A 23,697-nucleotide genomic window follows, 5' to 3' on the forward strand; every position below is an offset into this window, starting at 1 on the left:
CATCCATCGTTGTGGCTTGCGAGATCGCTATTTGCGCAATTTCGATCGTCTCATCATCCCCGGTAACTGGACGTGCCATGACTTTCTCCATCAAGTATGATGGAGGATATTATTGCACTAATGTTGTGGAAATGGAATCACTTGCGCTTGCAAGGCCGCATGGACCCTGACTTCTGTACGCACGAACGATCTCACCTTTTGGGTGACAACGCTACGTACCCGATTGAGCCACCCTGGTGCGCTCTGGCAAGTCCAACTGCGGTTTCTAGTGTGGTGTTGCATGCTTGATGGAACAAATAAAACCGATGGATTTTTGGCCAGGGTTAGGCGCAAACCACAGCCATAGCCCCGCTATGGCGCGGATTTGCAACGACACCATGGGCAAAAAGACGCGGTTTTATGTTCCAGATAGCGTGCAATACCACACTAGGGTCACTGCTGATCGGCACGCGAAGGCAGGGTCAGGCCTGGCGCAAATGCCAGGCTTTCGGGCGCGTGAAGGTCTGGATGCCGTAGGTGGACAGCGTCAGGCCCACGCCAGAGTCACCATGCCCGCTCCAGGGCAGGCGCGGGCTGACGCGGTCGCAGCAGTTCCAGTAGACGCTGCCGGCGCTGACCTGGGCCAACAGGGTTCGGGCACGCGCTTCATCGGGCGTGAACACCCCGGCAGTCAGGCCATAGCGGGTATCGTTCATGAGCTGGACGGCCTGTGCATCACCCGACACTTTCTGGATGCCGACGATGGGGCCGAAGCTTTCCTCGCGCATCAGTTCCATGCTGTGGCTGACGTTGGTGAAGACGGTGGGCGCATACCAGTTGCCCGGCCCCGGCAGCCGCTTGCCGCCAGTCAGCAGCGTGGCGCCTTTGGCCAGGGCGTCCGCCACCTGGGCGTCGAGCACATCGAGCTGCGGCGCGCGCGTGATGGCGCCGATGTAGGTGTCCTCGCTCATCGGGTCGCCCACCTTGAAGCCGTGCACCGTGTCCATGAAAGCGGCTACAAAGGCGTCGTGAATTTTCTCGTGCACATAGATGCGCTCCACCGAACAGCAGCTCTGGCCAGTGTTGTACATGGCGCCGTCGGCCAGCGACTCGGCGGCCACTTTGGGGTAGGCGTCTTCACAGACGTAGCTAGGGTCCTTGCCGCCCAGCTCCAACTGCAGCTTGACCATGCGGGGCCCCAGCGCTTGGGCAATTTTGACGCCGGTGCCATAGGAGCCGGTGAAGAACAAGCCATCAATTTTTTGCGCCTGCAAGGCAGCACCGACCTCGCCATCCCCCACCAGCGCGATGAAGACGTCCTGGGGCACACCGGCCTCATGCAGCAGGCGCGCCATGGCCAGCCCGGTGAGGGTGGCGTACTCAGATGGCTTGTAGAGCACCGCATTGCCGGTGAGCAGCGCCGGAATGAAAACGTTGCCGCCGACAAACCAGGGGTAATTCCAGGCGGAGATATTGGCTACCACACCAAGCGGTGTGTGCTGGATCTGCTCGGTCATGCCACCCTCGGAAAAGACGGTCTCAAGCACCAACTGTGCGTCCACTTCTTTCAGAAAAAAGTCGATGCGTCCGAGCAGGCCATTGAGCTCGTTGCGCGACATTTTGATTGGTTTTCCGGTTTCACGGGTCATGGTGGCAGCCAACAATTCGAGCTGCGCAACTACTGCCGCGCGGAAGCGCGTGATGCAGGCCTTGCGCTCGGCCAGTGGCGTGGCCAGCCAGCCGGGCTGCGCGGCGCGGGCCTGGGCGGCCTTGGCAGCCACAGAGGCGGCATTGTCGGCTGGCACTTGAGTGATGAGCGCACCGGTGGCGGGGTTGTGGATGGCGAGTTGGTTCATGCGGTTTTTTCCGTTGTGTCTTTGGCGGCTTGGGCCGCCTCAAGAAAATCCTGCAGCAGGGGCGTGTCATCCAGCGTGCCGAGTTCGGGCCGGTGGAATTCGGGATGCCACTGCACGGCCGCCACATAAGCCGGACCGGTATAGCGAATGGCCTCGATCATGCCGTCCTCCGGGCAGTGTGCCTCCACTACAAAACCGGGTGCCAGGTCTTTGATGCCCTGATGATGGATGCTGTTGATTTTATAGCTGTCGGCGCCCGCCAGAAGGGCGTCAAGCCGGGTTTTCGGCACAACTTCCAAGGTGTGGAAATTCTGGTCGTACACCTGGGCATCGCGGTGCGGCAAGGCCTCGGGCCGCTGGGTGGAGATGTCCTGCAGCAGAGTGCCGCCAAAGGCCACGTTGATCAACTGCATGCCCCGGCACACCCCAAACACCGGCTTGCCGGCGGTGACAAAAGCTTTCACCAGCGCTTGCTCGTACGCATCACGAATGCGGTCGCCGCTCCAGTGCTCTTGCAGCGGTGTCTCGCCGTAACTGCCGGGCCAGACATCGGCGCCACCGTGCAGCACCAGGCCGTCCAGCCAGCGGGCGTAGTCGTCGAGATGAACCTCGCCCCGCGCTGTGTCCCCGGCGGGCGAGGGAATCATGACGGGCAAAGCGCCGCCCGACATCACCCAGTGCGCCATCGATTGTTCGACGTATTGCAGCGTCTTGCTGGCAAAGGCCGCGCGCGCCGGGTCGGGGTGCAAAAAGCAGGCGCTGATGCCGATTTTCAGGCGCTCTTTCATTTTTACATCGCTGCCCTGAAGAGCGCCTCAAAGTCCGCCGCCGTGCAGGGGCGCGGATTGGTCTGGTGACAGATGTCAGCCGTGGCAATCTGCACCAGGCGCGGCAAGTGCTCCGGCTGCACACCATGCGCGGCCAGGCCACCGGTGATGCCGGCGCTGGTCTTGAGTTGCCGTAGCCACGACGCAAAGGCCTTGCCGCCGCCCGCCACCTGGCACACATGGGCCAATTCGTCGAACTTGCCCGGCACCGCCTCCTGGTTCCATGCCATGACGGTGTCTATCATCAGCGCATTGGCCAGCCCATGGTGCAGGTCGCACACGGCGCCTAACGCATGGGCGCAGGAGTGCACGGCGCCCAGGTCTTTCTGGAAGGCGATGGCACCCATCATCGAGGCCATCATCATGTCGCTGCGCGCCTGCAGGTTGCCGGGCTCTTTCACGGCGGTCAGCAGTGCCGCTGCGGCGATGCGTGTGCCCTCCAGCGCAATGCCATCGCACAGCGGGTGATAGGCCGGTGACAGGTAGCTCTCGATGTTGTGGGTGAGGGCGTCCATGCCGGTAGCGGCGGTGACATGGGGGGGCAAACCAAGCGTCAATTCAGGGTCGGCAAAGACCATTTTTGCCAGGATTTTGGGGCTGAACACGACGCGCTTCAAATGTGTGTCGTTTTCGCTCACCACGCTGGAGCGGCCCACTTCCGAGCCGGTGCCCGAGGTGGTGGGCAGCGCCACAAAATATGGCAACTCATTTTCAATCGGCCTGACCTGGGGGTGGTCCCACACGTACTCCAGAATATCGCCTGCGTGCGTGGCAGCGACGCCGACCACCTTGGCAACGTCCAGCGCGGCGCCGCCGCCAAAACCGATGATGCAGTCGGCCCGGTGCGCCCTGTAGGCGGTCGCGCCGTCCATCACCTGGCTACAGGTGGGGTTGCCAAACACCCCGGAGAAGACGGCCACGTCCAGCCCCGCCAGATGGGTTTTGAACTCGGCCAGCACGGGCAAGGCGGCCAGGGCCTTGTCGGTGACGATCAGCGGGCGCCTGTAGCCCATCTCCAGTAAATGCGCGGCAACAAGTGTGCGTGCGCCTGTGCCGAATTTGATGGGTGTAGGAAAGGAGAAGTTGGTAATGGCCATGGTCGTTTATATGACTTCAAAGTAGCGTTTCATTTCCCAATCGGTGACACCGTCCAGCCACTGGCGCCACTCCCAGTCGCGGGTCGCAGAAAAATGGTCAACGAAGGCGTCGCCCAGCCAGTCACGGGCGATGGCCGACTGCTGGAAGTTGCGCGTGGTCTCGATCAGGGTGCGCGGCGCGCGCGGGATGTGCTCCGCGCCCTGGTTGGTGCCGGTGATGGGTGGCGCCGTCAACTTTAAGCCCTTCTCAACGCCGTCCAGACCGGCGGCGATCACGGCGGCCATGGCGAGGTAGGGGTTCACATCCGCGCCGGGGCAACGGGTCTCCAGCCGGGTGGACTTGGGCGCGCCCGCAATCACGCGAAAGCTCGCCGTGCGGTTGTCCATGCCCCAGGTCGGTTTGACAGGCGCCCAAAAACCGTCCACCAGGCGCTTGTAGCTGTTGATGGTGGGCCAGATCATCGGCGCGAATTCCATCATGCAGGCCACCTGCCCGGCGAGGTAACTCTCAAAGAGTTTGCTCATTTTGCGCGGGTTTTTGGCGTCAAGGAACAGATTGGTTTTGCCATCCGTCAAGCTTTGGTGAATATGCCCGCTGCAACCCGGTAGTTGCTGATGCGGTTTGGCCATGAAGCTGGGCATGATGCCAAAACCAGCGCCGATTTCCTTGGTACCGGCCTTGAAAAGAATCGCCCGGTCGGCCTGCTCCAATGCCTCGCTGAAACCAATGGCCGCCTCGTACACGCCAGGGCCGGTTTCGGTGTGCAGGCCTTCAATCGGCACCCCGAACGCCAGCATCTCGTCCATGATGGCGTTGAAAAATCCACGGTTCTGGTTGACGCGCAGCAGTGAGTAACCAAACATGCCGGGCGTCAGCGGCTCAGGCGCTACGCCCTTCTTGGCCGCCCAGCTTTGCGGTGTTTCAAGAAAGTTGTACCACTCGAACTCCATGCCGGTCATGACCTTCAAGCCCATTTTTTCGGCGCGCCTGAGCACGCGCTTCAAGGTCTGGCGTGGGCACACGGCATGCGGTGTGCCGTCGGCATTGACGAACTCACCCAGAAAAAAAGGCACGCCTTCGTCCCACGGCACCTGGCGCGCGGTGTCCAGGTCCAGCCGCGCCAGCGCATCGGGGAAGCCATGCTGCCAGCCGGTTGCGCTGGTGTTGTCATAGGTATGGTCCATCATGTCCCAGCCCAGCACCACGTCACAAAAGCCAAACCCACCATTGGGGTAAGGCTCTGCGGCACCGAGAAACTTGTCAATGTGCAGGTATTTGCCACGCAGGATGCCGTCGATGTCACTGACAGCGACTTTCACTTTCGTGGCACCGGAACGCTTGATGTTCTTGAGGGCAGGATGTTCGCCGGGGACGTTTTTTTTTGATGTGGCCATTGTGTTGCCGGACAAGATCAATAAAGAGGCCGTGCTCGCGTTAGCCGCGTTGCGGTTTCGCGTGATTCAGAGCGAACTCTTCTTCCGGAGACAGGATCAGGCGCTTGCGACCTACCAGGGCAAAGTACGCGATGCCGATGCCGAACCAGATCGCGACCCAGAGCACACCTTGCCGATACACCGGGTCGGTAAGCTGAAAGTACAGGGTCACGGCAGCAATGAGGATGGTCAGAACGGCCCCCGGAATACCAAAGGGGCTGCGGTAGGGGCGCGGCAGATGAGGAAACTTGTGGCGCAGCAGGATAAAAGACAAGGCTTGCATGATGTAGGAGAACATGGCGCCAAACACCACCATGTTGAGCAGTGTGCCGCCAATGACCGCTGCCCCCCTGTCCGCACCCAGGCTGAACCAGAGGATGAACATGACGGTCAAGGCCACCACGGAGCCGACAATCATGGCCAGTTGGGGTGTTTTGCGGCTGCCGTGTGTCACGGACAGGCCGGACGGAAAATAACCGGCGCGGCTGAGTGAATATATCTGGCGGCCCTTGGCAAAGATGATGGTGTGAAAACTTGCCACCAGACCGAGTACCGCCACGGTGGCCAATATCTTCGCGATGCCGTCGCCATACAGGGCTTTGAAGCCGTCGAGCAGCGGCTCACCGGAAGTGCTCAGCTTGTGTGAACCAATGCCGACGACGGCTGGATTGAGCCACAAGATCATGAAGGCCGACAGGATCAGCGTAAAGATGCCTGCCAGTATGCCGCGCGGCATGTCGCGTTTGGGGTCGACCGACTCTTCCGCCGCCAGCGGAAGTTGTTCAATCGCCAGGAACAACCAGACAGCAAAGGGCAGGCAGGCCAGCACACCCATGAAACCTTTGGGCAGGAAAGGGCCGTTGCCTTCCGGCAAGGCCTTGCCATCGGCACCCACATTCATGGCCCATTTGGCAAAATCAATATGGGGCAGAGCGCTGATCCAGAACACCACCAGACAGGCCAGAGCCAGCAGCGTGACCGCCAGGGTCACCTTGAAGGACAGTTCCACGCCGACGACATTGAGGCCCACAAACAGGATGTAGAAACCGATCCACCACAGCGGCAGCCATGCCTGGGGTGTGCCAAAAATGCCGGTCATGTAACTGCTGATGAAATACACAATGACCGCCGGTGCCAGTACGTATTCCACGTTTTCCGACAGACCCGTCACAAAGCCCCCCCAGCGGCCCATGGCGGTGCGGGCAAAGGAATAGGCCCCGCCTGTGTGCGGCAGGGCGGGCGACATTTCGGCCAGAGAAAACGTCAGGCCCAGGTACATGATGGCAATGATGACGGTGGCCAGGAACATGCTGCCCCAGCCGTTGGCCAGCCCCAGATTCCAGCCCGAAAAATGACCGGATATCACGGCACCGACGCCCAGGGCCCAAAGCGACCAGACCCCGGCGTAACGCCTCAGCCCACGTTTTTCGAAGTAACTTTGGTCAACCTGCGTGTAGTTGGCCCTGGAAGATGTTTTCATACCTATTTCCTTCAAACGGTTATCGGATAGGAATCGTGGTCATCGTAGAAGCGTGCTCGGCATTTGACTATCCCAAATCGGCACACTGTGAAATGGCTGCCTCGCCGCTTGCGGCAGGCAGCAGGCTCCATCGGTAATAACCCGAACTGTGATGGCGCAGGCAATCCTGCGAGAATGAAAAATGCATGCTCACGCTACCAGTCGCTTGCCCCTGAGCGCCAGGTATCTCGGGCCAGGCGCGCCAGCCGCGCCTAATGTCGGCTCGTTGCGCTTTTGTGATGTCGAGGAGCAGGCTTCGGCCCTCGCTGGCTGGAATCAGGACTATCTACAGCTCAGTCCCGGCGCCTTTCAAGGCGAGATATATCAGCTCCATGGCACGGGTATCAGGCTATTTTTCGAGCAAGTGCAACAGTCTGTGTTCCAGACCGGTCTGCTGCCCAGTGATGTGTTGGCCGTTGGAATCCCGCTGGACGCCAGTGGTGTCGGCATGTTTTGTGGCAAGGCTTGCGAGGCGGATACTTTTCATGTGTTTTCCGGACCTTCCGGTTTCGAGTTTCGCACCTCGCGCCAGCACACCATGCTGGGGATTGAATTGCAACTGGGGCATGGGTGGTCGAACGCTGGTGCCGCTGGCCAGGATCAAAGGGAAAACCAGGGGTTGCCGTTGCAAGCTTGTGCATTGCGAATGATGCCGGCGGCACTCTCGGAGCTCAAGACTTACCTGTTGACTCTGTTTCAGTCGGCGCAGTCCAGGCCGCGCTTGCTGTCCAATCCGGCGGTGGTGGCAACCGTCGCCGATTTTCTGCTGGATCGCATGGCACAAGACAACCGTGGGTGCGGGGGTGGTGTGTCTGGTGCTGCCTGTACCCACTGGAAGCTGGTGCAGCAAGCCTGCGCCATGGTGCACGACAAGCTGCAGCAGGCGCCCACAGTGGTGCAGCTTTGTCTGGATCTGGGTGTCAGCCGCCGCACTTTGCAAAATGGCTTTCAACGGGTGCTGGGCGTCAGCCCCTTAACCTACCTGAAGGCGGTGCGCTTGCACCAGGCCCGGTGTACGCTGAAAAAGGTCAGCTCAGTCACCGAGGCCGCCACGGCATTTGGTTTTTGGCATTTTGGCCATTTCTCGCAGGATTACCAGGCAATGTTTGGCGAACGCCCCTCTGACACTTTGCGTCGACATTCGCCCAGGTAGGCAAGCTATGAACTCACTGCCCAGGCTCCTAGTACCGCAACCCGAAAATATCGAAACATGAAAGCGCGTCTTCGCACCCATGGCGGCGTTGCAACCCTTGCGAAGGCGGCCAGCCTTCGCTGCGGCTTGCGCCTTGCCCTGGGCACGAAGCCATCTCTTTCATCTTGTTCCGCTACTTCCGGGTTGCAGCACTAGGGGGAAATACCCTATCGCCAGCATAGGGCCGACATCAAAATGTCATTTGTCTGCAGTAGTCTGCGCAGACTTCTGGTCGTCGCCATTCAGATTCAATGCTGATACATTCGTTCAAGGAAACACGCATGAAAACTCACCACGCCTTTGTTGTTGCCAGCGTTCTCGCGCTCGGCGTTGTCGGCGCTGCACACGCGCAGGACAAAACATTGCGCCTGCTTACCTGGGCCGACTATGCACCGGCCGCCGTCGTGGCCCAGTTCGAAAAGGAAAGCGGCTACAAAGTCGAGCTCACGCTCTCCAACAACGAAGAAATGATCTCCAAGCTGCGCGCCACCGGTGGTGCCGGCTTCGATCTGGCACAACCGTCACAGGATCGCATTACCGGACCGCAGCAGGAGTTCGGCATTTACAAACCCATGGACCTGAGCAAGCTCAAAGCCGAGTTGTTCATCCCGTCCATGCTGGAAGCCACCAAGAAAAACACCACGCTGGCGGGCAAGGTGTATGGCCTGCCCCACATCTGGGGGACGGATGGCCTGGTGGTCAACACCAAGCTGACCAAAATGGGGGACTACCCGGACCTGTGCCGCGCCGACGTCAAAGGCAAAACCGCCGTGCGCCTGAAGCGCCCGACCCTGCTGGCGTTTGCATTCGCCTCGGGCAAAGACCCGTTTGCGCTGTACAACGACGCAAAAGCTTACGGAGCGCTGATGGACGAAGTGGGCAAGACCCTGATCGCCTGCAAGGGCAACCTCAAGTTCTTCTGGGACAACAAGGACCAGTTGCTCAACGGCATGCGCACCGGCGAAATCGTTGGCGCCATGATGTGGGACACGGGCGGCTGGAAACTCAACAGCGAAAAACCTGAAATCCAGTTCATTGCCCCCAAGTCAGGCGCACTTGGCTGGATTGACACTTTTGCCATTCCCGCCAAAGGCAGGAACGATGCCGCCGCTTACGCCTGGATCAACTTCAACATGCGTCCCGAGATTGCAGCGAAGGTGGGTGCCTCGGCTGGCAACTTCACCGCCTCCAAAGGTGCGGACCAGTTGGCGGATGCCAAGCTGAAGGCCCAGTTTGCCGCCAGCTTCCCGGAAGCCGCGCTGAAAAACGTGAAGTGGTATCCGGCGGTGCCGGCTGGCATTGAAGCCATCGAAGGCCTCGTGCTCGACCGCATCAAGGCCGCCAACTGAAGCGACCTGCGTTGAGTTCAACCGTTGCTGCGTTCACCCCAACGTCTGGGGCGGCGCAGCCGGATCTCGAAGTCGTGCGCGTGGGCAAGCACTACGGCGGGTTTCAGGCGGTGGACGATCTGTCGTTCAGCGTCCCGCGCGGCAGCTTCTTCTCCATTCTGGGTCCCTCGGGCTGCGGCAAGACCACACTCTTGCGCATGATCGCGGGTTTTCTGCTCCCTGACGCGGGCGACATCCGCATTGGCGGCAAGGCCATGAACGGTGTGCCGCCCAACCAGCGCCCAGTCAACATGGTGTTTCAGCACCTGGCGCTGTTTCCCATGATGTCGGTGGGCGAGAACGTGGGCTACGGCCTGGCACGGCGCGGTGTGCCCCGTGCCGAAATCACGCGGCGCGTGGGCGAGATGCTCGAGCGCGTGAGCCTGCCGGGCGCGCAGGACAAACGTGTTGACCAGCTCTCGGGCGGGCAAAAGCAGCGCGTTGCCATTGCCCGCAGCCTGGTGCTGGAGCCCACCCTGCTGCTGCTTGATGAACCCCTGGGTGCGCTCGACCTCAAGTTGCGCGAGCACATGAAAATCGAGCTCAAGCAGTTGCAGGCCGCCTTTGGCACCACCTTTGTCTACATCACACACGATCAGTCCGAAGCGCTGGTGCTGTCCGACCACGTGGCGGTGATGAACCACGGACGCTTCGAGCAACTGGGCACACCCCAACAGCTTTACTACGAGCCGCAGACGCCGTTTGTGGCGGGCTTTGTCGGCACCAACAACCGGGTGCAAGGCCGCGCCACGCGGGTAGAGGGGGACCGGGTGAGCTTGATCAGCGCGCAAGGCCTGGTGATGTCTGCACGCGCCATCGGAACAATCCGGCCGGGTGCTGCGGTCGATGCCTTTGTACGGCCCGAGGCGGTCAGCCTCGCGCGCAACGCGGCCGGGTTTTCAGACGCCGTGTTTCCGGATGCTGCGTTTCCCCCCTACCAGGCCCGGATCGACAGCCTGCTGTTTGATGGCGCCAATTCGGCGGTGTTGTTGCGCGAGGAAAGCTCGCGCACTGAATTCCGTATTGCGTTGCCCCAAACCGGCCATCTGTCCGACCTGGCTGTCGGCGAGACTGTGAGCTTCAGCTTTGATCCGCAACGGGCGGTGTGCTTTGCAAGCTGAATCCACAGGCAGCACCCGGCCGCACGCGCGGCTGATGCTCATGCTGCTGCTGGCGCCGGCGCTTTTATGGCTGGTGGGGCTGATTGTGTTGCCGCACGTCGAGTTGGGCATTTTGTCGCTGCGTGCCCGTGTCGCACCCCGTGTCTACGAAGCCAGCTTTGCGCAGTACCGCACCTTCATTGAAGAGCCGCTGTACTGGCACACTTTTGTGCGCACGGCGGTGATGTCGATTCTGGCTACTGCACTCACCCTGCTGCTGGCTTTTCCGATTGCCTGGACGATTGCCAAAATTGCCCGTGGACGCAACAAGGCCATGCTGTTTGTCCTGTGCCTGATCCCGTTCTGGGTGAGCGAGACCGTGCGCACCCTGGGCTGGATGATTTTGCTGCGTGAGTCCGGCGTGTTGCCCAGCTTGCTGGTGTTTCTGGGCCTGACGCCAGTCCCGCCCGAGATGCTGTACCACGACGCCACCATTCTGGTCGGTCTGGTGTACACCTCAATGCTGTTCATGGTGGTGCCGCTGGTCAGCGCGCTCGAAAGCCTGGACGACTCGCTGATCGAGGCCGCCTACGACCTGGGCGGCAACGGCTGGTCCATTCTGCGCCAGATCGTCATTCCGCACGCCGCCCCCGGCATCGTGGCGGGCTGCATTGTGGTGTTCATGCTCACCCTGGGCAACTACCTGACGCCCACGCTGCTGGGCGGCAAAAACTCGCAGTGGTTCACCGAGCAGATTTACACCCAGTTCATCACCCGCTTCAATTGGGAACAGGGAGCGGCCTTCGGCTTTCTGCTGCTGGGTTTGTCGACGGCAATAGTCTGGTTGGGTTTGAACCTCAGCGGCCAGAAGTTTGGCGAAGTGATGCAGCGCTCATGATCCCCTCATTGCCCCGCCCGGCCTGGTTACGTGCCAGCACCGTTGCCTACGGGCTGGTCTTTTTTGCTTTTTTATTTTTACCGCTGCTGGTGGTGGCTGTGTTCGCCTTCAACGATGCGCCTTACCCCGCGCCGCCCTGGCGCGGCTTCACGCTGGACTGGTTTCTGGGTAACGCTGCTGGCCGCGAGGGCCTGTTTGCCGACACAGCGCTGCTGGGCAGTCTGTGGACCAGCGTGGTGGTGGCAAGCTGGGTCACCGTGCTGTCGGTGCTGGTCGGCACGGCCAACGCCTTTCTGATTGAACGCACGCAGTTTCGCGGCAAGTCGGCGCTCTCCATGCTGATGCTGGCCCCGCTGGTCATCCCCGGCGTGATTCTGGGCATCTCGATCCTGGCTTTTGCCAGCCGGATTGCCAACCTGTCGGAAGACCTGTTCGGACTGGAGCTGGATTTTCTGCGGCCGGGCCTGCCGCTGGTGGTGCTGGGACAGTTTTCCTACATTGTGTCGATCACCACCCTGACCATCATGGCGCGGCTCAAACGCTTCGATGTCACGCTGGAAGACGCTGCCTACAACCTCGGCGCCTCACGCGCGGCGGTGCTTGTCACCATCACCCTGCCCTATCTGCAACCCGCCCTGATCGGGGCCGCCGCGATTTCCTTCCTGATGTCGTTTGAGAACTTCAACACCACGCTGATGCTGGTGGGCTCGGACGCGCCCCTGACGGTGATGATGTACGGCCGCATGCGTGAAGGCGCCACGCCGGTGCTCAATGCGGTCAGTTTGTTTTTGATGGTGGCGTCGGCCTTGCTGGCATTCACGCTGCTGCGCGGCGCCAGAGCGGCTGACTCACCACCAAAGCCCTGAATGCGGCAGCTCTGTCACATGAAGGCCGGTCCGGAATTTTGTGTCAGAGGGCAGCACATGAGACGTGAAGGTACCCACAATGACCGGCACAGAAGTTACCGAAGCCTGCAACGTCGCCTGGATCAAGCGGCGCAAGCCCAAGCAAGGGGCTGTTGCCTTTGAGCGGCTCAACCCGAATGGATGATTCAAAGTTTCTACAATGGAGGCCAGTTTATAGAGAGTTTTTATGTCCTCTGCACTTCCCCGGGTTCAGGCGGGTTCCTTCCTGACCTTGCATTACCGGCTGGCCGGGCCAGCCGGCAACATCATCAACACCTTCCCGGACAAACCCGCCACCCTGTCGCTGGGCGCGGGCGAGCTGTCGCCTGCCGTGGAGCAATGCCTGCTGGGGCTGGAGGAGGGCACCCGCACGACGTTTGAATTGCCTGCTGGGGCGGCCTTTGGCGAACGCAACCCTGACATGCAGCAATGGCTGGCGCGCAAGATGCTTATGGAAATGAGCGACCCCGATGAGCGATACAGCGTGGGCAATGTGGTGCAGTTTCCCACGCCCGATGGTCAGGGCCGATTTGCCGGGGTGGTACGGCAGGTGCGTGATGACGCGGCCGTTCTGTTTGACTTCAACCACCCGCTGGCCGGCCAGCCGGTGACCTTTGAAGTGCATCTGATTGGCGTCCTGTGACCGATAAAAAAGCCCCCACGCTCGGCGCTGCCGTGTCCTCACTGCCTCCCGAGGGGGCCGTGCTTGCTAGGGGCGGCCCGTCGCCGCGCTTGCCCCAGGAAATCATTTTGGCCGAGCCGCGCGGCTTCTGCGCCGGTGTGGACCGTGCGATTGAAATTGTCGAACGTGCCATTGGCAAGTTCGGCGCGCCGATTTATGTGCGCCATGAGATTGTGCACAACACCTATGTCGTCAATGAGCTGAAAGACAAAGGCGCGATTTTTATCGAAGACCTGGACGATGTGCCGCCGGGCGCGACGCTGGTGTTCAGCGCCCACGGCGTCAGCAAGGCCACCGAGCGCGAGGCCGAAGCACGTGGCTTCCGTATTTTTGACGCCACCTGCCCGCTGGTGACCAAGGTGCATGTGGAGGTGGCCAAGCTCAACAAGGAAGGCTACGAGTTCATCATGATTGGCCACAAGGGCCACCCCGAGGTTGAAGGCACCATGGGCCAGCTCGACAGCGGCATCCATCTGGTGGAAGATGTGGCCGACGTGGCGCGTATCAACCCCGCGCAGACCGACAAACTGGCCGTGGTCACGCAGACCACGCTCAGCGTGGACGATGCCGCAGAGATCAGCGCCGCCGTGAAAGCGCGTTTTCCAAATGTGCGCGAGCCCAAGCAACAGGATATTTGTTACGCCACGCAAAACCGCCAGGACGCCGTCAAGGTCATGAGCCCGCAGGTGGATATTTTGATTGTGGTTGGCAGCCCCACCAGCTCCAACAGCAACCGCCTGCGCGAGCTGGCCGTCAAGCTGGGCACCGAGTCCTACATGGTCGATGACGCCAGCGAGCTCAAGCCCGAATGGTTTGATGGCAAAGGCCGCGTCGGGCTGACCGCCGGCGCATCTGCCCCGGAAATTCTGGTCAAGCAGGTGATAGACCGCATCAAGGCGCTGGGCGCGGTGTCGGTGCGCAAGATGTCGGGCATCGAAGAGACCATCAAGTTCCCCTTGCCCAAGGGTCTGCGGATGGATGGCACTGCACTGGATGCCCTGGGCAGCGATCTGCATGCCGAGCCCTGAGCTTATGCCGATACGCTATCAAATTGAGAGCTGCCAACGCACGTTCCAAAAGGGCTACAGCCACTTTATTTATCAAACCCCGGTGTGGAAACTGCCCGGCAAGGCGCTGGGTGTGAATTGCGACCAAGTCTGGCTCAAGCTGGAGCAGCTGCAAACCGGCGGCAGCTTCAAGGCGCGCGGCATGCTCAACCGCCTGCTGTCCAACCCGATTCCGGCCAGTGGGGTGATCGTGGCCTCCGGCGGCAACGCCGGTATTGCGACGGCGGCAGCGGCCCGCGAACTGGGTGTGCGCTGCGAGGTGTTTGTGCCGGAAGTGGCCAGCCCCGCCAAGCGCGCCAAACTCGTCGCCCTTGGTGCGGAAGTTGTGGTGCTGGGTGCCGCTTACGCCGATGCGCTGCAGGCCTGCCTGGCGCGTCAGCAGCAAACCGGCGCGCTGCTGACCCATGCCTACGACCAGCCCGAAGTGGTGGCTGGTGCCGGCACGATGGCGCTGGAAATCGAGCAGCAGGCCGGGCTGCCCGATGCGGTGTTGGTCAGCGTCGGTGGTGGCGGCTTGATTGCCGGCGTCGCCGGCTGGTTCGAGCGGCGCTCGCGCGTGGTTGCGCTGGAGCCAGTGCTGGCGCCCACCCTGTTCCGCGCGCGTGAAGCCGGCCGGCCGGTCGATGTGGCGGTCAGTGGCATTGCCGCCGATTCACTGGGCGCCAAGCGCATAGGCGATCTGGCCTGGGCCGCCACGCAGGCGCATGTGGGGGATGCCTTGCTGCTCAGCGACGAATCCATACGCGCGGCCCAGCTATGGCTGTGGAAAGAGCTCAAGCTGGCTGTCGAACCCGCAGCCGCCTTGCCACTGGCTGCGCTGCACAGCGGCGCCTACCAGCCGCGCCCCGACGAAAAAATCTGCCTGATCCTCTGCGGCGCCAACCTCGATCCGGCGACGCTGGCCTGAGCGCATCGGCCCTCCCTTAAAATCGGCGCATGTTAGACATCAACCTGCTCCGTAAAGACCTGCCCTCCGTGATCACGCGCCTGCAGGCCCGCAAGAACCCGCAGGCCTTCCTGAACGTCGAGGCCTTCCAGGCGCTGGAGACCGAGCGCAAAACGCAGCAGATACGCACCGAAGAGCTGCAGAACCAGCGCAACACCTTGTCCAAGCAGATAGGTCAGCTCAAGGCCAGGGGTGAAGACGCGGCGCCGGTGATGGCCCAAGTCACGGCATTCAAGGCCGAGCTGGACAGCTACACGATACGCCTGGAAGTGATCCAGAACGAGATGCAAGCGCTGTTGCTGGCCGTGCCGAATCTGCCGCACGAAAGTGTGCCTGTGGGTGCGGGTGAGGCCGGCAATGTTGAGGTGCGCAAATGGAGCCCGGTCGAAGGCCCGGGTGGCGAGCCGCCGGCCTTTGCGTTTGAGGTGAAAGACCACGTCGATGTCGGTCAGCCGCTGGGACTGGATTTTGAACTCGGCTCCAAGCTGACGGGTTCACGCTTCACCGTGATGCAGGGCCAATTGGCCCGGCTGCACCGCGCGCTGGCCGCCTTCATGCTGGATGTGCAGACCGCAGAACACGGCTACACAGAGTGTTATGTGCCCTACATCGTCAATGCAGATTCACTGCGCGGCACCGGCCAACTGCCGAAGTTTGAAGAAGATCTTTTTAGGGTTCCGAGAAGCTTCGGGCGCGGTACATCGGAGTTTGCCAGTGCACATAGCTCTGACGGAGTGAATATGGCCATGACAGGCATTGGTGAGAGTGGTGAGGCGCCAATAAATTTTTACCTTATCCCCACATCAGAAGTGCCACTGACCAACTTCATGCGCGACGAGATCGTGGCCGAGGCCGCACTACCGCTCAAGTTCACCGCCCACACGCCCTGCTTCAGGTCCGAGGCCGGCAGCTATGGCCGCGACACCCGCGGCATGATCCGCCAGCACCAGTTCGACAAGGTCGAGATGGTGCAGATCACCCACCCCGACAAAAGCTACGAAGCGCTGGAGGCCATGACCGGCCACGCCGAAGCAATTTTGCAAAAGCTGGGTCTGCCTTACCGCGTGATGTTGCTGTGTACCGGTGACATGGGCTTTGGCGCCAGCAAGACCTATGACCTCGAAGTCTGGCTGCCCGCGCAAAACACCTACCGCGAGATCAGCTCCGTCTCCAACTGCGAGGCCTTCCAGGCGCGCCGCATGCAGGCACGTTTCAAGAATGCCCAGGGCAAAAACGAATTCGTCCACACCCTCAACGGCTCTGGCCTGGCGGTGGGCCGAACGCTGGTGGCCGTGCTCGAGAACTACCAACGCGAGGATGGCAGCGTTGCGGTACCGGCCGTGTTGCAGCCCTACATGGGCGGCATTACGGTTCTGGCCTGTGCCGGAAAGTAGCCCTTTTTTTGCGCAGGGTCACCCCAACCCAGCAGGGGCCGCGGAACTGGCTTTGCCAGGCCGCAGGCGCAGCGGCCCCCTCGGGGGGCAGGGAGCTACACGCAGTGAGCGACCGTGGGGGCTGATAGAATCTCGTCTTCACTCAGGAGAGGTGGCAGAGTGGCCGAATGTACCTGACTCGAAATCAGGCGTACCGCAAGGTACCGTGGGTTCGAATCCCACCCTCTCCGCCAAACCGGCTTCACATCACCTCACCGTGCATGGCCAAGCCCCTGAAAGCCCCGCAAGCCGGGGCTTTTTTGCGTTCGGCGAAAGCTGTGGCGCAGGGTTGATGCGGGGTGGGGCAGTCACCGTGAACGCTAAACTTCCCCCATGAGTTCCGCTGTCCTTCCCCCTTCCAGCGGCAGCCCGCATGCCGAGCCGGACCTGGTTGCGCGGGACGACTGGGTGGAGGCCAAGCTGACGCGCAGCTTCATGCGCAATGGCCGGCCGGCCTTGCATTCGGCCTCGGTGATTATTCCGGTCTTCCTGGCGATTCTCTACAACGATGTCAACAACACAGCCTTGCTGAGTTGGGGGCTGGCGGCGGTGGTGATGACGCTGGTGCGCTACCGGGTGGTCAACCTCTATCACCGCGACTATGCCAGTGCCGACGCCGCGCGGCTGCGGGAGTTCATGTCGCGTTACAGCTGGACCTGGACCCTGAGCGCCGTGATATGGGGCGCCTCGATGTTTCTACATTTCCGCAAGGCGCCGGTGTACGACCAGTTCATCTGCCTGCTGGTGCTGGCTGGCATGGCGGGTTTCGCGGTAGGCGCTTTCTCCGCGTCCTTGCGCTGTTTTGTGGGTTACATCAATGGGCTGGCCTACAGCACACTGGCTGCCGTGGTCTACAGCGTGGGGCTGGAACGCCCCTTCATGGGCACGGCACAAACCTATAGCCTGGTTGTGTTGGTGTTGGTTTACTGGGCTGCCATACGCATGGCGGGCAGGCGGTTTCACAAGGGGCAGCGCAAAACGCTTGAGCTCCAGTTCGCCAATACGATGCTGATTGCGTCGCTGACCGAACAAACCCGCACGGCGCTGGAGGCGGTGCAAACCAAAAACCGCTTCATGGCCAGTGCCGCGCACGATTTGCGTCAGCCGGTGCATGCGCTGAGCCTGTACGCCGACTGGCTGCGAGCAGAGCCCGAACTGGTGGCGCAGATCACGCCAAAAATTGTGCAGTCCACGCAGGCGGTCAATAAGTTGTTCAACTCCCTGTTTGACCTGGCCAAGCTGGATTCTGGTGCCGTCGAGGTGGGCTGGCAGTCGGTCGAGCTGTCGGAGGTGGTTGCTGAACTGGAGTTGCAGTACGCCCCATTGGCCCGCGAAAAAGGTCTGCAACTGCGTACCCGTGTGGCGCAGGCCAGGGCGTTGTCTGACATGGTGTTGCTCAAGCGCTTGCTGGGTAACCTGCTGTCCAACGCCGTGCGGCATACGATCCAGGGCGGCGTGTTGATTGCCGTGCGCCGCAGACCCAGCGGCCTGTGTATCGAAATTTGGGACACCGGCGTCGGGGTGGCGCCTGAGCACCGGCAGGCGATTTTTCAGGAGTTTTACCGGGTGGCCGCGCACAACGGCACGGAAGAGGGGTTCGGTCTGGGCCTGTCGATTGTCTCGCGGCTTTGCGAGACCTTGAAACACTCGCTGAGCATGCATTCCCGGCCAGGCAAAGGCACGGTGTTCAGGCTGACGCTGGAGCCGTTTGATGACGCGGCGGGCGCCTCGCGATCATCTGCCTATTGATCTTTGCCAACTGCGCGATAGGCAATGGGACTGCTCTCGCCCTCGCCCTGTGGGAGAGGGCTGGGGTGAGGGATTGAGCGTTCCAACGGGCAGGAATTTTGAAACGCTCAATAGTCGAATCAGAGCAAGCCCTGCCTTCGGGCCAGGTGGCTGGCTTGCGAACGGCTTTTGACATTGAGCCTGCGAAACAGACGCCACAGGTGGACCTTGACCGTGTGTTCACTGATTTGCAGTTCGGCAGCAATGTCGCGGTTGCTCATGCCTCTGTCCAGCATCACCAGCAACTGCTTCTGGCGCTTGGACAGTTTTTCGGGCTCGGTGCCGCCTTCGGAATCGGCACCGTCGTCCAGAAAAGTTTTTAAAACCCTGGAGATTTCGGTGGCACCGGCCGATTTTTCAATGTAGATGTCGGCGCCGGCTTCCAGCGACAGTTCCAGGTAGTCCTGAGCCGGTGCCGCAGACAGCACCACGATGGGAACTTCAGGAAACTGATGGCGCAGCTCGCGCACCCCTGACACGCCGTGGGTATCGGGCAACTTGAGGTCCAGGCAGACAAAGTCCGGGATGCCGTGTTGCTCAACCGCCGGGCCAATCGCGGCCAGCCGGTCCAGCTCAATGACGCTGGCCTTGCTGTGCAGGCGGCGAATCAGCATGACCACGGCTTCCCGCATGAGGGGATGGTCGTCAATGACAAAAATGCGCATGGGAGCTGTTGTGAGGTGTGAGCGGGTGTGAGTTTCGGCTTAAAAAGTAAGCATACCCTCTGTGTGACAGGTTAGCGCACCAACTATAAACATTAAGTTCGGAATTGATCCACATTGCAGACATGTCAAAAATGTCGTAATACTTAATGCCTCTATGAAGCGTTTCAAAATCAATGACTGTCGGAACGCCCAATCCCTCGCCCCAGCCCTCTCCCACAGGGCGGGGCTGAGAGTGGTCCAGTTCACTGTCGTGTATTTGGAAAAGATCAAGAGAGCGGTTTTACGGCGCGGCGGAGGTCCTGAGGTGCAGGGCCGCTGCGATAGCTTCGGCCGTGACACCGGGCACGGGCTGTAGACTTTGTTGCAGCGTTGCCAGTGCGGCTTCTCCTTGGGCCTGCAGCAGTGCAATCGCTTTACCGGCTTCTTTGGGCGACTCGAAGCCGTGGCTTTGCAGCAACAACTGACCTTGGCCATCCAGCAGCTTGAAGTGAAATTTGCCATCGGCTTCACGGTACTGTTTGAAGACGGGCTCGCTGGTCTTGGCGGCTTTTGATTTGGCTGCTGCTGCGGGTGCGGCAGCGAGTTTGCGCAGGCCGACGGCCTGGCGCAGTTCGCGCATGAAAGGTGTCGCCAACTGGCGCGCCTTGTCGGCGCCGGCCAGCAAACTGGCCTCGATCTTTGCGGGGTTGCCGATCAGCGCCTGGTAGTGCTCACGCATGGGTGCAACTTCGCGGTCAATGCGTTCAAACAGCATGTGTTTGGCATCGCCCCAGGCGATGCCTTCGGCAAAGGCCTTGCGCAGCGTGGCCGTTTCCTGCGCACTGGCAAACGCCTGGTAGATCTGGAATAGCGCCGAGCCCTCGGTGTCCTTGGGCGCGCCCGGTGTGCGCGAGTCGGTGACGATGCCGGCAATCAGTTTTTTGAGCTGCTCGCGCGGTGTGAACAGCGGGATGGTGTTGTCGTAACTCTTGCTCATCTTGCGGCCGTCCAGGCCGGGCAGCAAGGCCACGGATTCCTCGATCAATGCCTGCGGCAGCACAAAATGTTCGCCGTACAGGTGGTTAAAACGCTGGGCCATGTCGCGCGCCATTTCGATGTGCTGGATCTGGTCGCGCCCGACCGGCACATGGTGCGCCTTGAACATCAAAATATCTGCGCCCATCAGCACCGGGTACATGAACAGGCCGGCGCTCACGTCGGCGTCCGGGTCGTTACCGGCGGCCGTGTTTTTGTCGACCGACGCCTTGTAGGCATGGGCGCGGTTGAGCACGCCTTTGGCGGTCACGCAGGTCAGCAGCCAGGTCAGCTCGGGAATCTCCGGAATGTCCGACTGCCGGTAAAAGGTCACGCGCTCCGGGTCCAGCCCTGCGGCCAGCCAGCTCGCCGCAATTTCTAGTGTGGACTGCTGGATGCGGGCCGGCTCGTCGCACTTGATCAGCGCGTGGTAGTCGGCCAAAAAGTAAAAACTCTCTGCACTGGCACCCTTGCTTGCCGCGACTGAAGGCCGGATGGAGCCGACAAAGTTGCCGAGGTGCGGTGTGCCGGTGGTGGTGATGCCGGTGAGAAAGCGCTGCGACGCGGAGGTCTGTTTGTTTGTCATGATCATCATCGAACCAACATCGCCAGCGGCGTCAACACAATTTCAAGAAGGGCGTACGACAAGGTCATCAGGGGGCGCATCCACCAGTCGGTCAGCACGCCCGCAATCACCAGCGCCATCACCACAAAAAAGCCCCAGGGTTCGATGCGCGATACCAGTTCGGCCTGGCGGTAGGGCAGCAGGCCCACCAGCACGCGGCCGCCGTCCAGCGGCGGCAGGGGAAACAGGTTGAAGACCATCATCACAATATTGACCAGGATGCCGGCCTGGCACATCTTGATGAAAAACGGTTCGCTGACGGCGGCACCTTGCAACAGATACAGCAGGATGCCCCACAACAAGGCCTGGATCAGGTTGGCGCCCGGCCCGGCCAGCGCCACCCAGATCATGTCGCGTTTGGGGTTTCGCAGATTGCCGAACTGCACGGGTACCGGCTTGGCATAACCGAACAAAAAAGCGCCCGAAGTCGCGATGTAAAGCAGCAGCGGCATCGCGATGGTGCCCAGCGGGTCGATGTGTTTGACCGGGTTCAGTGTCACGCGGCCCAGACTCCAGGCGGTGTTGTCGCCAAAGTAGCGGGCCACGTAGCCGTGCGCCGCCTCGTGCACGGTGATGGCGAACAGCACGGGAAGCGCGTAGATGGCGACGGTTTGAATCAGCTTGGCAAAGTCCATGGCTGATTATCGCCCCCACGCTCCGCTGCTGCGCGGGTCGCTGCACCTTGCAGGCCGCCGCTCGCCAGAGGCTTCGCTTCTGTCGCCTGTCCAAACCTGCACAGGCAGGTTCGGAGCCGCAGGCTCCAGCCCCGAGGGGCGCTGCGCCTGCGGCCCCCGGCAAAGCCGGTTCTGCGGCCCCGGCTGGCAGGGAAGTGTCTGCGCGGTGCATCATCCCGGTTACAAGCCCAGGGCCGCGAGCTCACCGCGTCCCTGCCTCACCACAACCGGTTCGCCGCCTTGGCCCATCGCGGTCAGGTCGATCACCGTGGTTGGCTCCAGCGGGCAGGCGCCGGCGGCTATCACGGCGGCCAGCTCGTGCTCAAGCTGCTCGCGGATGTCCTGCGCGTTGTTCAGCGCTTCCGTTTCGCCGCGCGGGATCAGCGTGGTGGCCAGCAGGGGCGTGCCGTGAATCTCCAGCAGGCACTGCAGGGTCTTGTGGTCGGGCACGCGCAGGCCGATGGTTTTGCGCGAGGGGTGGCTCAGTCGCCGCGGCACTTCCTTGCTGGCTTCGAGGATGAAGGTGTAGGGCCCCGGCGTGGCCGCCTTGATCAGGCGGAACTGCCGGTTGTCGACGCGCGCATAGTTGGCCAGTTCGCTGAGGTCACGGCACAGCAGGGTCAGGTGGTGTTTGTCGTCCACACCGCGAATGCTGCGCAGCTTGTCGGCGGCGGTCTTGTCGTCCAGGTGGCAGACCAGGGCGTAGCTGGAGTCGGTGGGCACGGCCACAATCGCGCCACGGGCCAGGAGCGCAGCGGCCTGCCGGAGCAGACGCACTTGCGGATTGTCGGGGTGGATGTCAAAAAACTGGGCCATGGCATTTGGGCGGGTTCAGGACTCCGCGGGCAGCACGCTGAATTCTTTGAGCGCGCGGCTTTCGCGCGCCGTCAGCCAGGCCCCGAGCGCGCCGCAGACGGCAATCAGCAGCATGCCGATCAGGGACCAGCCGTCGGGCACATGTGAAAAGACAATCCAGCCCCCGACCATCGCAAACGCAATCTGCGCATAGAGGTAAGGCGTCAGGGTCGCGGCCGGCGCGCGCATGTAGCCCAGGATCAGCAGGAAATGCCCGACGGTGGCGGCAACACCCATCAGCAGCAGCCAGCCCCACAGCGACCAGGAGGGCAGCGAGACCCAAACAAAAGGCAGGGCCAGCGAGGCCAGCAGCGTGCCGACCCAGCCGGTGTACAGGTGCATGGTGATCGGATCTTCGGTTTTGGCCAGCCTGCTGGTGAGCACCTGGAAGCCGGTGTTGGTCGCCACCATGCCCAGCGGCAGCAGCAGGGCCCAGCTGAAGTCTTCGCCGCCCGGCCGGATGATGATCAGCGTGCCCACAAAACCGCCCAGCACCAGCGACCAGCGCAGCGCTGAGACCTTTTCTCCGAGCGCGGTGGCGGCCACCAGCGTGATCAGCAGCGGAACAATGGCACCGATGGCGGTGAACTCGGCCACCGGCATGTATTTGAGGCTCAGAAAGGCAAACAGGCTGCTCATCAGCAGCAGCAGGCCGCGCAGGCACTGGAACTTCGGATGCGCCGTGCGCAGCACGCTCAGCCCGCGCAGCGGCAGCACCACGGCCGTGGTGGCGATGGCCTGGAAGAAGTAGCGAAACCACAGCGCCATCAGCAGCGGCACGCTGGCGCTGACAAATTTGGTGGTGGTGTCCAGCGTTGCGAAACAGGCGACGGCCGCGATGACCAGCGCGATGCCCGCCAGGGCAGACGGCGCCGGGCTCACTGGATGCGGTCTTCCAGCAGCGCCCAGACCGGTGTCAGGTCGCCCGGCAGGTAGGGCAGGGTGCCGAGGTCGGTGTGGCTTTCGTCCGGGCTGTGGAAGTCGCTTCCGCGCGAGGCGGCCAGACCGAATTCCTTGGCGGTTTCGGCGTATTTCACGTATTCCTGCGTGGTGTGGCTGCCGGTCACCACCTCGACGCCCTGGCCGCCGTGCAGCTTGAACTCGGTAAACAGCGCGTATTCCTCGTTGGGCGTGAACTTGTAGCGGCCCGGATGCGCTATCACCGCCAAACCTTTGGCGCTGGTGATCCACTGCACGGCATCGCGCAGGCTGGCCCAGCGGTGCGGCACATAACCCGGTTTGCCCTCGGTCAGGTACTTGCGGAACACTTCCGACGTTTCCTTGCAAACGCCGGACTCCACGAGGAAGCGCGCAAAGTGGGTGCGCGAGATCAGTTCCGGGTTGCCGACAAACTTGAGTGCCCCTTCATAAGCGCCCTTGATACCGACCTTGGCCAGCCCGTCTGACATCTCCATGGCGCGCTGCTCCCGGCCGCCGCGCGTGTCGTACAAGCCCTGCTTCATGGCCGCGTCGTCGGGGTCAAAACCCAGGCCGACGATGTGCACGGTCTCACCGGCAAAGGTGACGGAGATTTCGGTGCCGGTCAGGTAGTGCAGGCCCTGGGCCTTGGCTGCTGCCGCCGCGCGGTGCTGGCCGCTGATTTCGTCGTGGTCGGTCAGGGCCCAGAGTTCCACGCCGTTGGTTTTGGCGCGTTCGGCCAGGGCCTCCGGGGTCATCGTGCCGTCCGACACCACGGAGTGGCAATGCAGGTCGGCGTTCAGGATGTTTTTGGGTGTCACGGCTGCATTTTAGG

At 61.7% G+C, this 23,697-nt stretch carries 21 protein-coding genes and 1 tRNA gene; 11 read left to right on the forward strand and 11 right to left on the reverse strand.

Translation table 11 applies throughout. The annotated features are described in order from the left end of the window. Nucleotides 1-461: 461 nt before the first annotated feature. From Q8O29_RS14970 to Q8O29_RS14990, 5 genes are read right to left on the reverse strand one after another with little or no spacing between them, the layout of a single operon-like run. On the reverse strand, nt 462-1,835 hold the full coding sequence (locus Q8O29_RS14970) for an aldehyde dehydrogenase family protein (RefSeq protein ID WP_305564159.1): 1,374 nt from the start codon (nt 1,833-1,835) through the stop codon (nt 462-464). Continuing rightward, entirely contained in the window at nt 1,832-2,623 is a 792-nt protein-coding gene (locus Q8O29_RS14975; protein ID WP_305564161.1) for a gamma-glutamyl-gamma-aminobutyrate hydrolase family protein, read from the reverse strand. Before Q8O29_RS14975 ends, Q8O29_RS14970 begins: the two co-directional genes overlap by 4 nt. Before the next feature lie 2 nt (nt 2,624-2,625). Then, a complete protein-coding gene (locus Q8O29_RS14980) occupies nt 2,626-3,759 on the reverse strand; it encodes an iron-containing alcohol dehydrogenase (RefSeq protein WP_305564163.1) in 1,134 nt (377 codons plus the stop codon). Nucleotides 3,760-3,765: 6 nt separating this feature from the next. Next, nucleotides 3,766-5,154 (reverse strand): glutamine synthetase family protein, encoded by a 1,389-nt coding sequence (locus Q8O29_RS14985; protein WP_305564165.1) that lies wholly within the window; start codon nt 5,152-5,154, stop codon nt 3,766-3,768. A 40-nt stretch (nt 5,155-5,194) separates the two neighbouring features. Further along, nucleotides 5,195-6,673 (reverse strand): amino acid permease, encoded by a 1,479-nt coding sequence (locus Q8O29_RS14990; RefSeq protein ID WP_305564167.1) that lies wholly within the window; start codon nt 6,671-6,673, stop codon nt 5,195-5,197. Between the two features lie 181 nt (nt 6,674-6,854). Between Q8O29_RS14990 and Q8O29_RS14995 the strand changes: the two genes are divergently transcribed. The 11 genes from Q8O29_RS14995 (at nt 6,855) to Q8O29_RS15045 (ending at nt 18,072) form a co-directional block, all read left to right on the forward strand. After that, nucleotides 6,855-7,865 (forward strand): helix-turn-helix domain-containing protein, encoded by a 1,011-nt coding sequence (locus tag Q8O29_RS14995; protein ID WP_305564169.1) that lies wholly within the window; start codon nt 6,855-6,857, stop codon nt 7,863-7,865. Nucleotides 7,866-8,185: 320 nt separating this feature from the next. Continuing rightward, nucleotides 8,186-9,253 carry an extracellular solute-binding protein gene (locus tag Q8O29_RS15000; RefSeq protein WP_305564171.1) on the forward strand — a complete coding sequence of 356 codons (1,068 nt, stop codon included), beginning with the start codon at nt 8,186-8,188 and terminating at the stop codon, nt 9,251-9,253. Nucleotides 9,254-9,264: 11 nt separating this feature from the next. Beyond that, nucleotides 9,265-10,413 (forward strand): ABC transporter ATP-binding protein, encoded by a 1,149-nt coding sequence (locus tag Q8O29_RS15005; protein ID WP_305564173.1) that lies wholly within the window; start codon nt 9,265-9,267, stop codon nt 10,411-10,413. Then, the gene (locus Q8O29_RS15010; protein ID WP_305564175.1) at nt 10,403-11,290 is read left to right on the forward strand and encodes an ABC transporter permease; all 888 of its coding nucleotides are present in this window, start codon (nt 10,403-10,405) and stop codon (nt 11,288-11,290) included. The genes Q8O29_RS15005 and Q8O29_RS15010 overlap by 11 nt, the downstream gene beginning before the upstream one ends. Beyond that, nucleotides 11,287-12,156, forward strand: a complete 870-nt coding sequence (locus Q8O29_RS15015; RefSeq protein ID WP_305564177.1) for an ABC transporter permease — start codon at nt 11,287-11,289, stop codon at nt 12,154-12,156. The genes Q8O29_RS15010 and Q8O29_RS15015 overlap by 4 nt, the downstream gene beginning before the upstream one ends. 226 nt (nt 12,157-12,382) lie before the next feature. Then, nucleotides 12,383-12,838, forward strand: a complete 456-nt coding sequence (locus tag Q8O29_RS15020; protein WP_305564179.1) for a peptidylprolyl isomerase — start codon at nt 12,383-12,385, stop codon at nt 12,836-12,838. Nucleotides 12,839-12,879: 41 nt separating this feature from the next. Beyond that, nucleotides 12,880-13,905: a 4-hydroxy-3-methylbut-2-enyl diphosphate reductase gene (gene ispH, locus Q8O29_RS15025; protein WP_305564247.1), complete on the forward strand. Its 1,026-nt coding sequence runs from the start codon at nt 12,880-12,882 to the stop codon at nt 13,903-13,905. Between the two features lie 4 nt (nt 13,906-13,909). After that, nucleotides 13,910-14,851: a threonine/serine dehydratase gene (locus tag Q8O29_RS15030; protein WP_305564181.1), complete on the forward strand. Its 942-nt coding sequence runs from the start codon at nt 13,910-13,912 to the stop codon at nt 14,849-14,851. Nucleotides 14,852-14,880: 29 nt separating this feature from the next. Further along, nucleotides 14,881-16,284 carry a serine--tRNA ligase gene (gene serS, locus Q8O29_RS15035; RefSeq protein WP_305564183.1) on the forward strand — a complete coding sequence of 468 codons (1,404 nt, stop codon included), beginning with the start codon at nt 14,881-14,883 and terminating at the stop codon, nt 16,282-16,284. Nucleotides 16,285-16,429: 145 nt separating this feature from the next. Continuing rightward, a tRNA-Ser gene (locus tag Q8O29_RS15040) sits at nt 16,430-16,517 on the forward strand. 139 nt (nt 16,518-16,656) lie between these two features. Next, nucleotides 16,657-18,072, forward strand: a complete 1,416-nt coding sequence (locus Q8O29_RS15045) for a HAMP domain-containing sensor histidine kinase (protein ID WP_305564185.1) — start codon at nt 16,657-16,659, stop codon at nt 18,070-18,072. A 119-nt stretch (nt 18,073-18,191) separates the two neighbouring features. On the opposite strand, the gene Q8O29_RS15050 is transcribed toward Q8O29_RS15045, so the two are convergent. The 6 genes from Q8O29_RS15050 to Q8O29_RS15075 form a co-directional block, all read right to left on the reverse strand. Next, nucleotides 18,192-18,776: a response regulator transcription factor gene (locus Q8O29_RS15050; RefSeq protein ID WP_305564187.1), complete on the reverse strand. Its 585-nt coding sequence runs from the start codon at nt 18,774-18,776 to the stop codon at nt 18,192-18,194. Nucleotides 18,777-19,056: 280 nt separating this feature from the next. Next, nucleotides 19,057-20,376 (reverse strand): tryptophan--tRNA ligase, encoded by a 1,320-nt coding sequence (locus Q8O29_RS15055; protein ID WP_305564188.1) that lies wholly within the window; start codon nt 20,374-20,376, stop codon nt 19,057-19,059. A 5-nt stretch (nt 20,377-20,381) separates the two neighbouring features. Beyond that, nucleotides 20,382-21,050 carry a site-2 protease family protein gene (locus Q8O29_RS15060; protein WP_305564190.1) on the reverse strand — a complete coding sequence of 223 codons (669 nt, stop codon included), beginning with the start codon at nt 21,048-21,050 and terminating at the stop codon, nt 20,382-20,384. A gap of 219 nt (nt 21,051-21,269) precedes the next feature. After that, nucleotides 21,270-21,905 (reverse strand): L-threonylcarbamoyladenylate synthase, encoded by a 636-nt coding sequence (locus tag Q8O29_RS15065; protein ID WP_305564192.1) that lies wholly within the window; start codon nt 21,903-21,905, stop codon nt 21,270-21,272. A gap of 15 nt (nt 21,906-21,920) precedes the next feature. Beyond that, on the reverse strand, nt 21,921-22,826 hold the full coding sequence (locus tag Q8O29_RS15070) for a DMT family transporter (protein WP_305564194.1): 906 nt from the start codon (nt 22,824-22,826) through the stop codon (nt 21,921-21,923). After that, on the reverse strand, nt 22,823-23,683 hold the full coding sequence (locus Q8O29_RS15075; protein WP_305564196.1) for a 3',5'-nucleoside bisphosphate phosphatase: 861 nt from the start codon (nt 23,681-23,683) through the stop codon (nt 22,823-22,825). The genes Q8O29_RS15070 and Q8O29_RS15075 overlap by 4 nt, the downstream gene beginning before the upstream one ends. Nucleotides 23,684-23,697: the final 14 nt, after the last annotated feature.

The organism is Polaromonas sp. (assembly GCF_030689685.1).
In the GTDB taxonomy this organism is placed as follows: domain Bacteria; phylum Pseudomonadota; class Gammaproteobacteria; order Burkholderiales; family Burkholderiaceae_C; genus Polaromonas.

Bases quoted from the DNA above. Each gene is read 5' to 3' on its own strand.
- Q8O29_RS15055 (WP_305564188.1), bottom strand. From the start codon at position 20,376: ATGACAAACAAACAGACCTCCGCGTCGCAGCGCTTTCTCACCGGCATC.
- Q8O29_RS15045 (WP_305564185.1), top strand. From the start codon at position 16,657: ATGAGTTCCGCTGTCCTTCCCCCTTCCAGCGGCAGCCCGCATGCCGAG.
- Q8O29_RS14985 (WP_305564165.1), bottom strand. From the start codon at position 5,154: ATGGCCACATCAAAAAAAAACGTCCCCGGCGAACATCCTGCCCTCAAG.
- Q8O29_RS14995 (WP_305564169.1), top strand. From the start codon at position 6,855: ATGCATGCTCACGCTACCAGTCGCTTGCCCCTGAGCGCCAGGTATCTC.
- Q8O29_RS14990 (WP_305564167.1), bottom strand. From the start codon at position 6,673: ATGAAAACATCTTCCAGGGCCAACTACACGCAGGTTGACCAAAGTTAC.
- Q8O29_RS15000 (WP_305564171.1), top strand. From the start codon at position 8,186: ATGAAAACTCACCACGCCTTTGTTGTTGCCAGCGTTCTCGCGCTCGGC.
- Q8O29_RS15050 (WP_305564187.1), bottom strand. From the start codon at position 18,776: ATGCGCATTTTTGTCATTGACGACCATCCCCTCATGCGGGAAGCCGTG.
- Q8O29_RS15020 (WP_305564179.1), top strand. From the start codon at position 12,383: ATGTCCTCTGCACTTCCCCGGGTTCAGGCGGGTTCCTTCCTGACCTTG.
- Q8O29_RS14980 (WP_305564163.1), bottom strand. From the start codon at position 3,759: ATGGCCATTACCAACTTCTCCTTTCCTACACCCATCAAATTCGGCACA.
- Q8O29_RS15065 (WP_305564192.1), bottom strand. From the start codon at position 21,905: ATGGCCCAGTTTTTTGACATCCACCCCGACAATCCGCAAGTGCGTCTG.
- serS (WP_305564183.1), top strand. From the start codon at position 14,881: ATGTTAGACATCAACCTGCTCCGTAAAGACCTGCCCTCCGTGATCACG.
- Q8O29_RS15030 (WP_305564181.1), top strand. From the start codon at position 13,910: ATGCCGATACGCTATCAAATTGAGAGCTGCCAACGCACGTTCCAAAAG.
- Q8O29_RS15060 (WP_305564190.1), bottom strand. From the start codon at position 21,050: ATGGACTTTGCCAAGCTGATTCAAACCGTCGCCATCTACGCGCTTCCC.
- Q8O29_RS14970 (WP_305564159.1), bottom strand. From the start codon at position 1,835: ATGAACCAACTCGCCATCCACAACCCCGCCACCGGTGCGCTCATCACT.
- Q8O29_RS14975 (WP_305564161.1), bottom strand. From the start codon at position 2,623: ATGAAAGAGCGCCTGAAAATCGGCATCAGCGCCTGCTTTTTGCACCCC.
- Q8O29_RS15015 (WP_305564177.1), top strand. From the start codon at position 11,287: ATGATCCCCTCATTGCCCCGCCCGGCCTGGTTACGTGCCAGCACCGTT.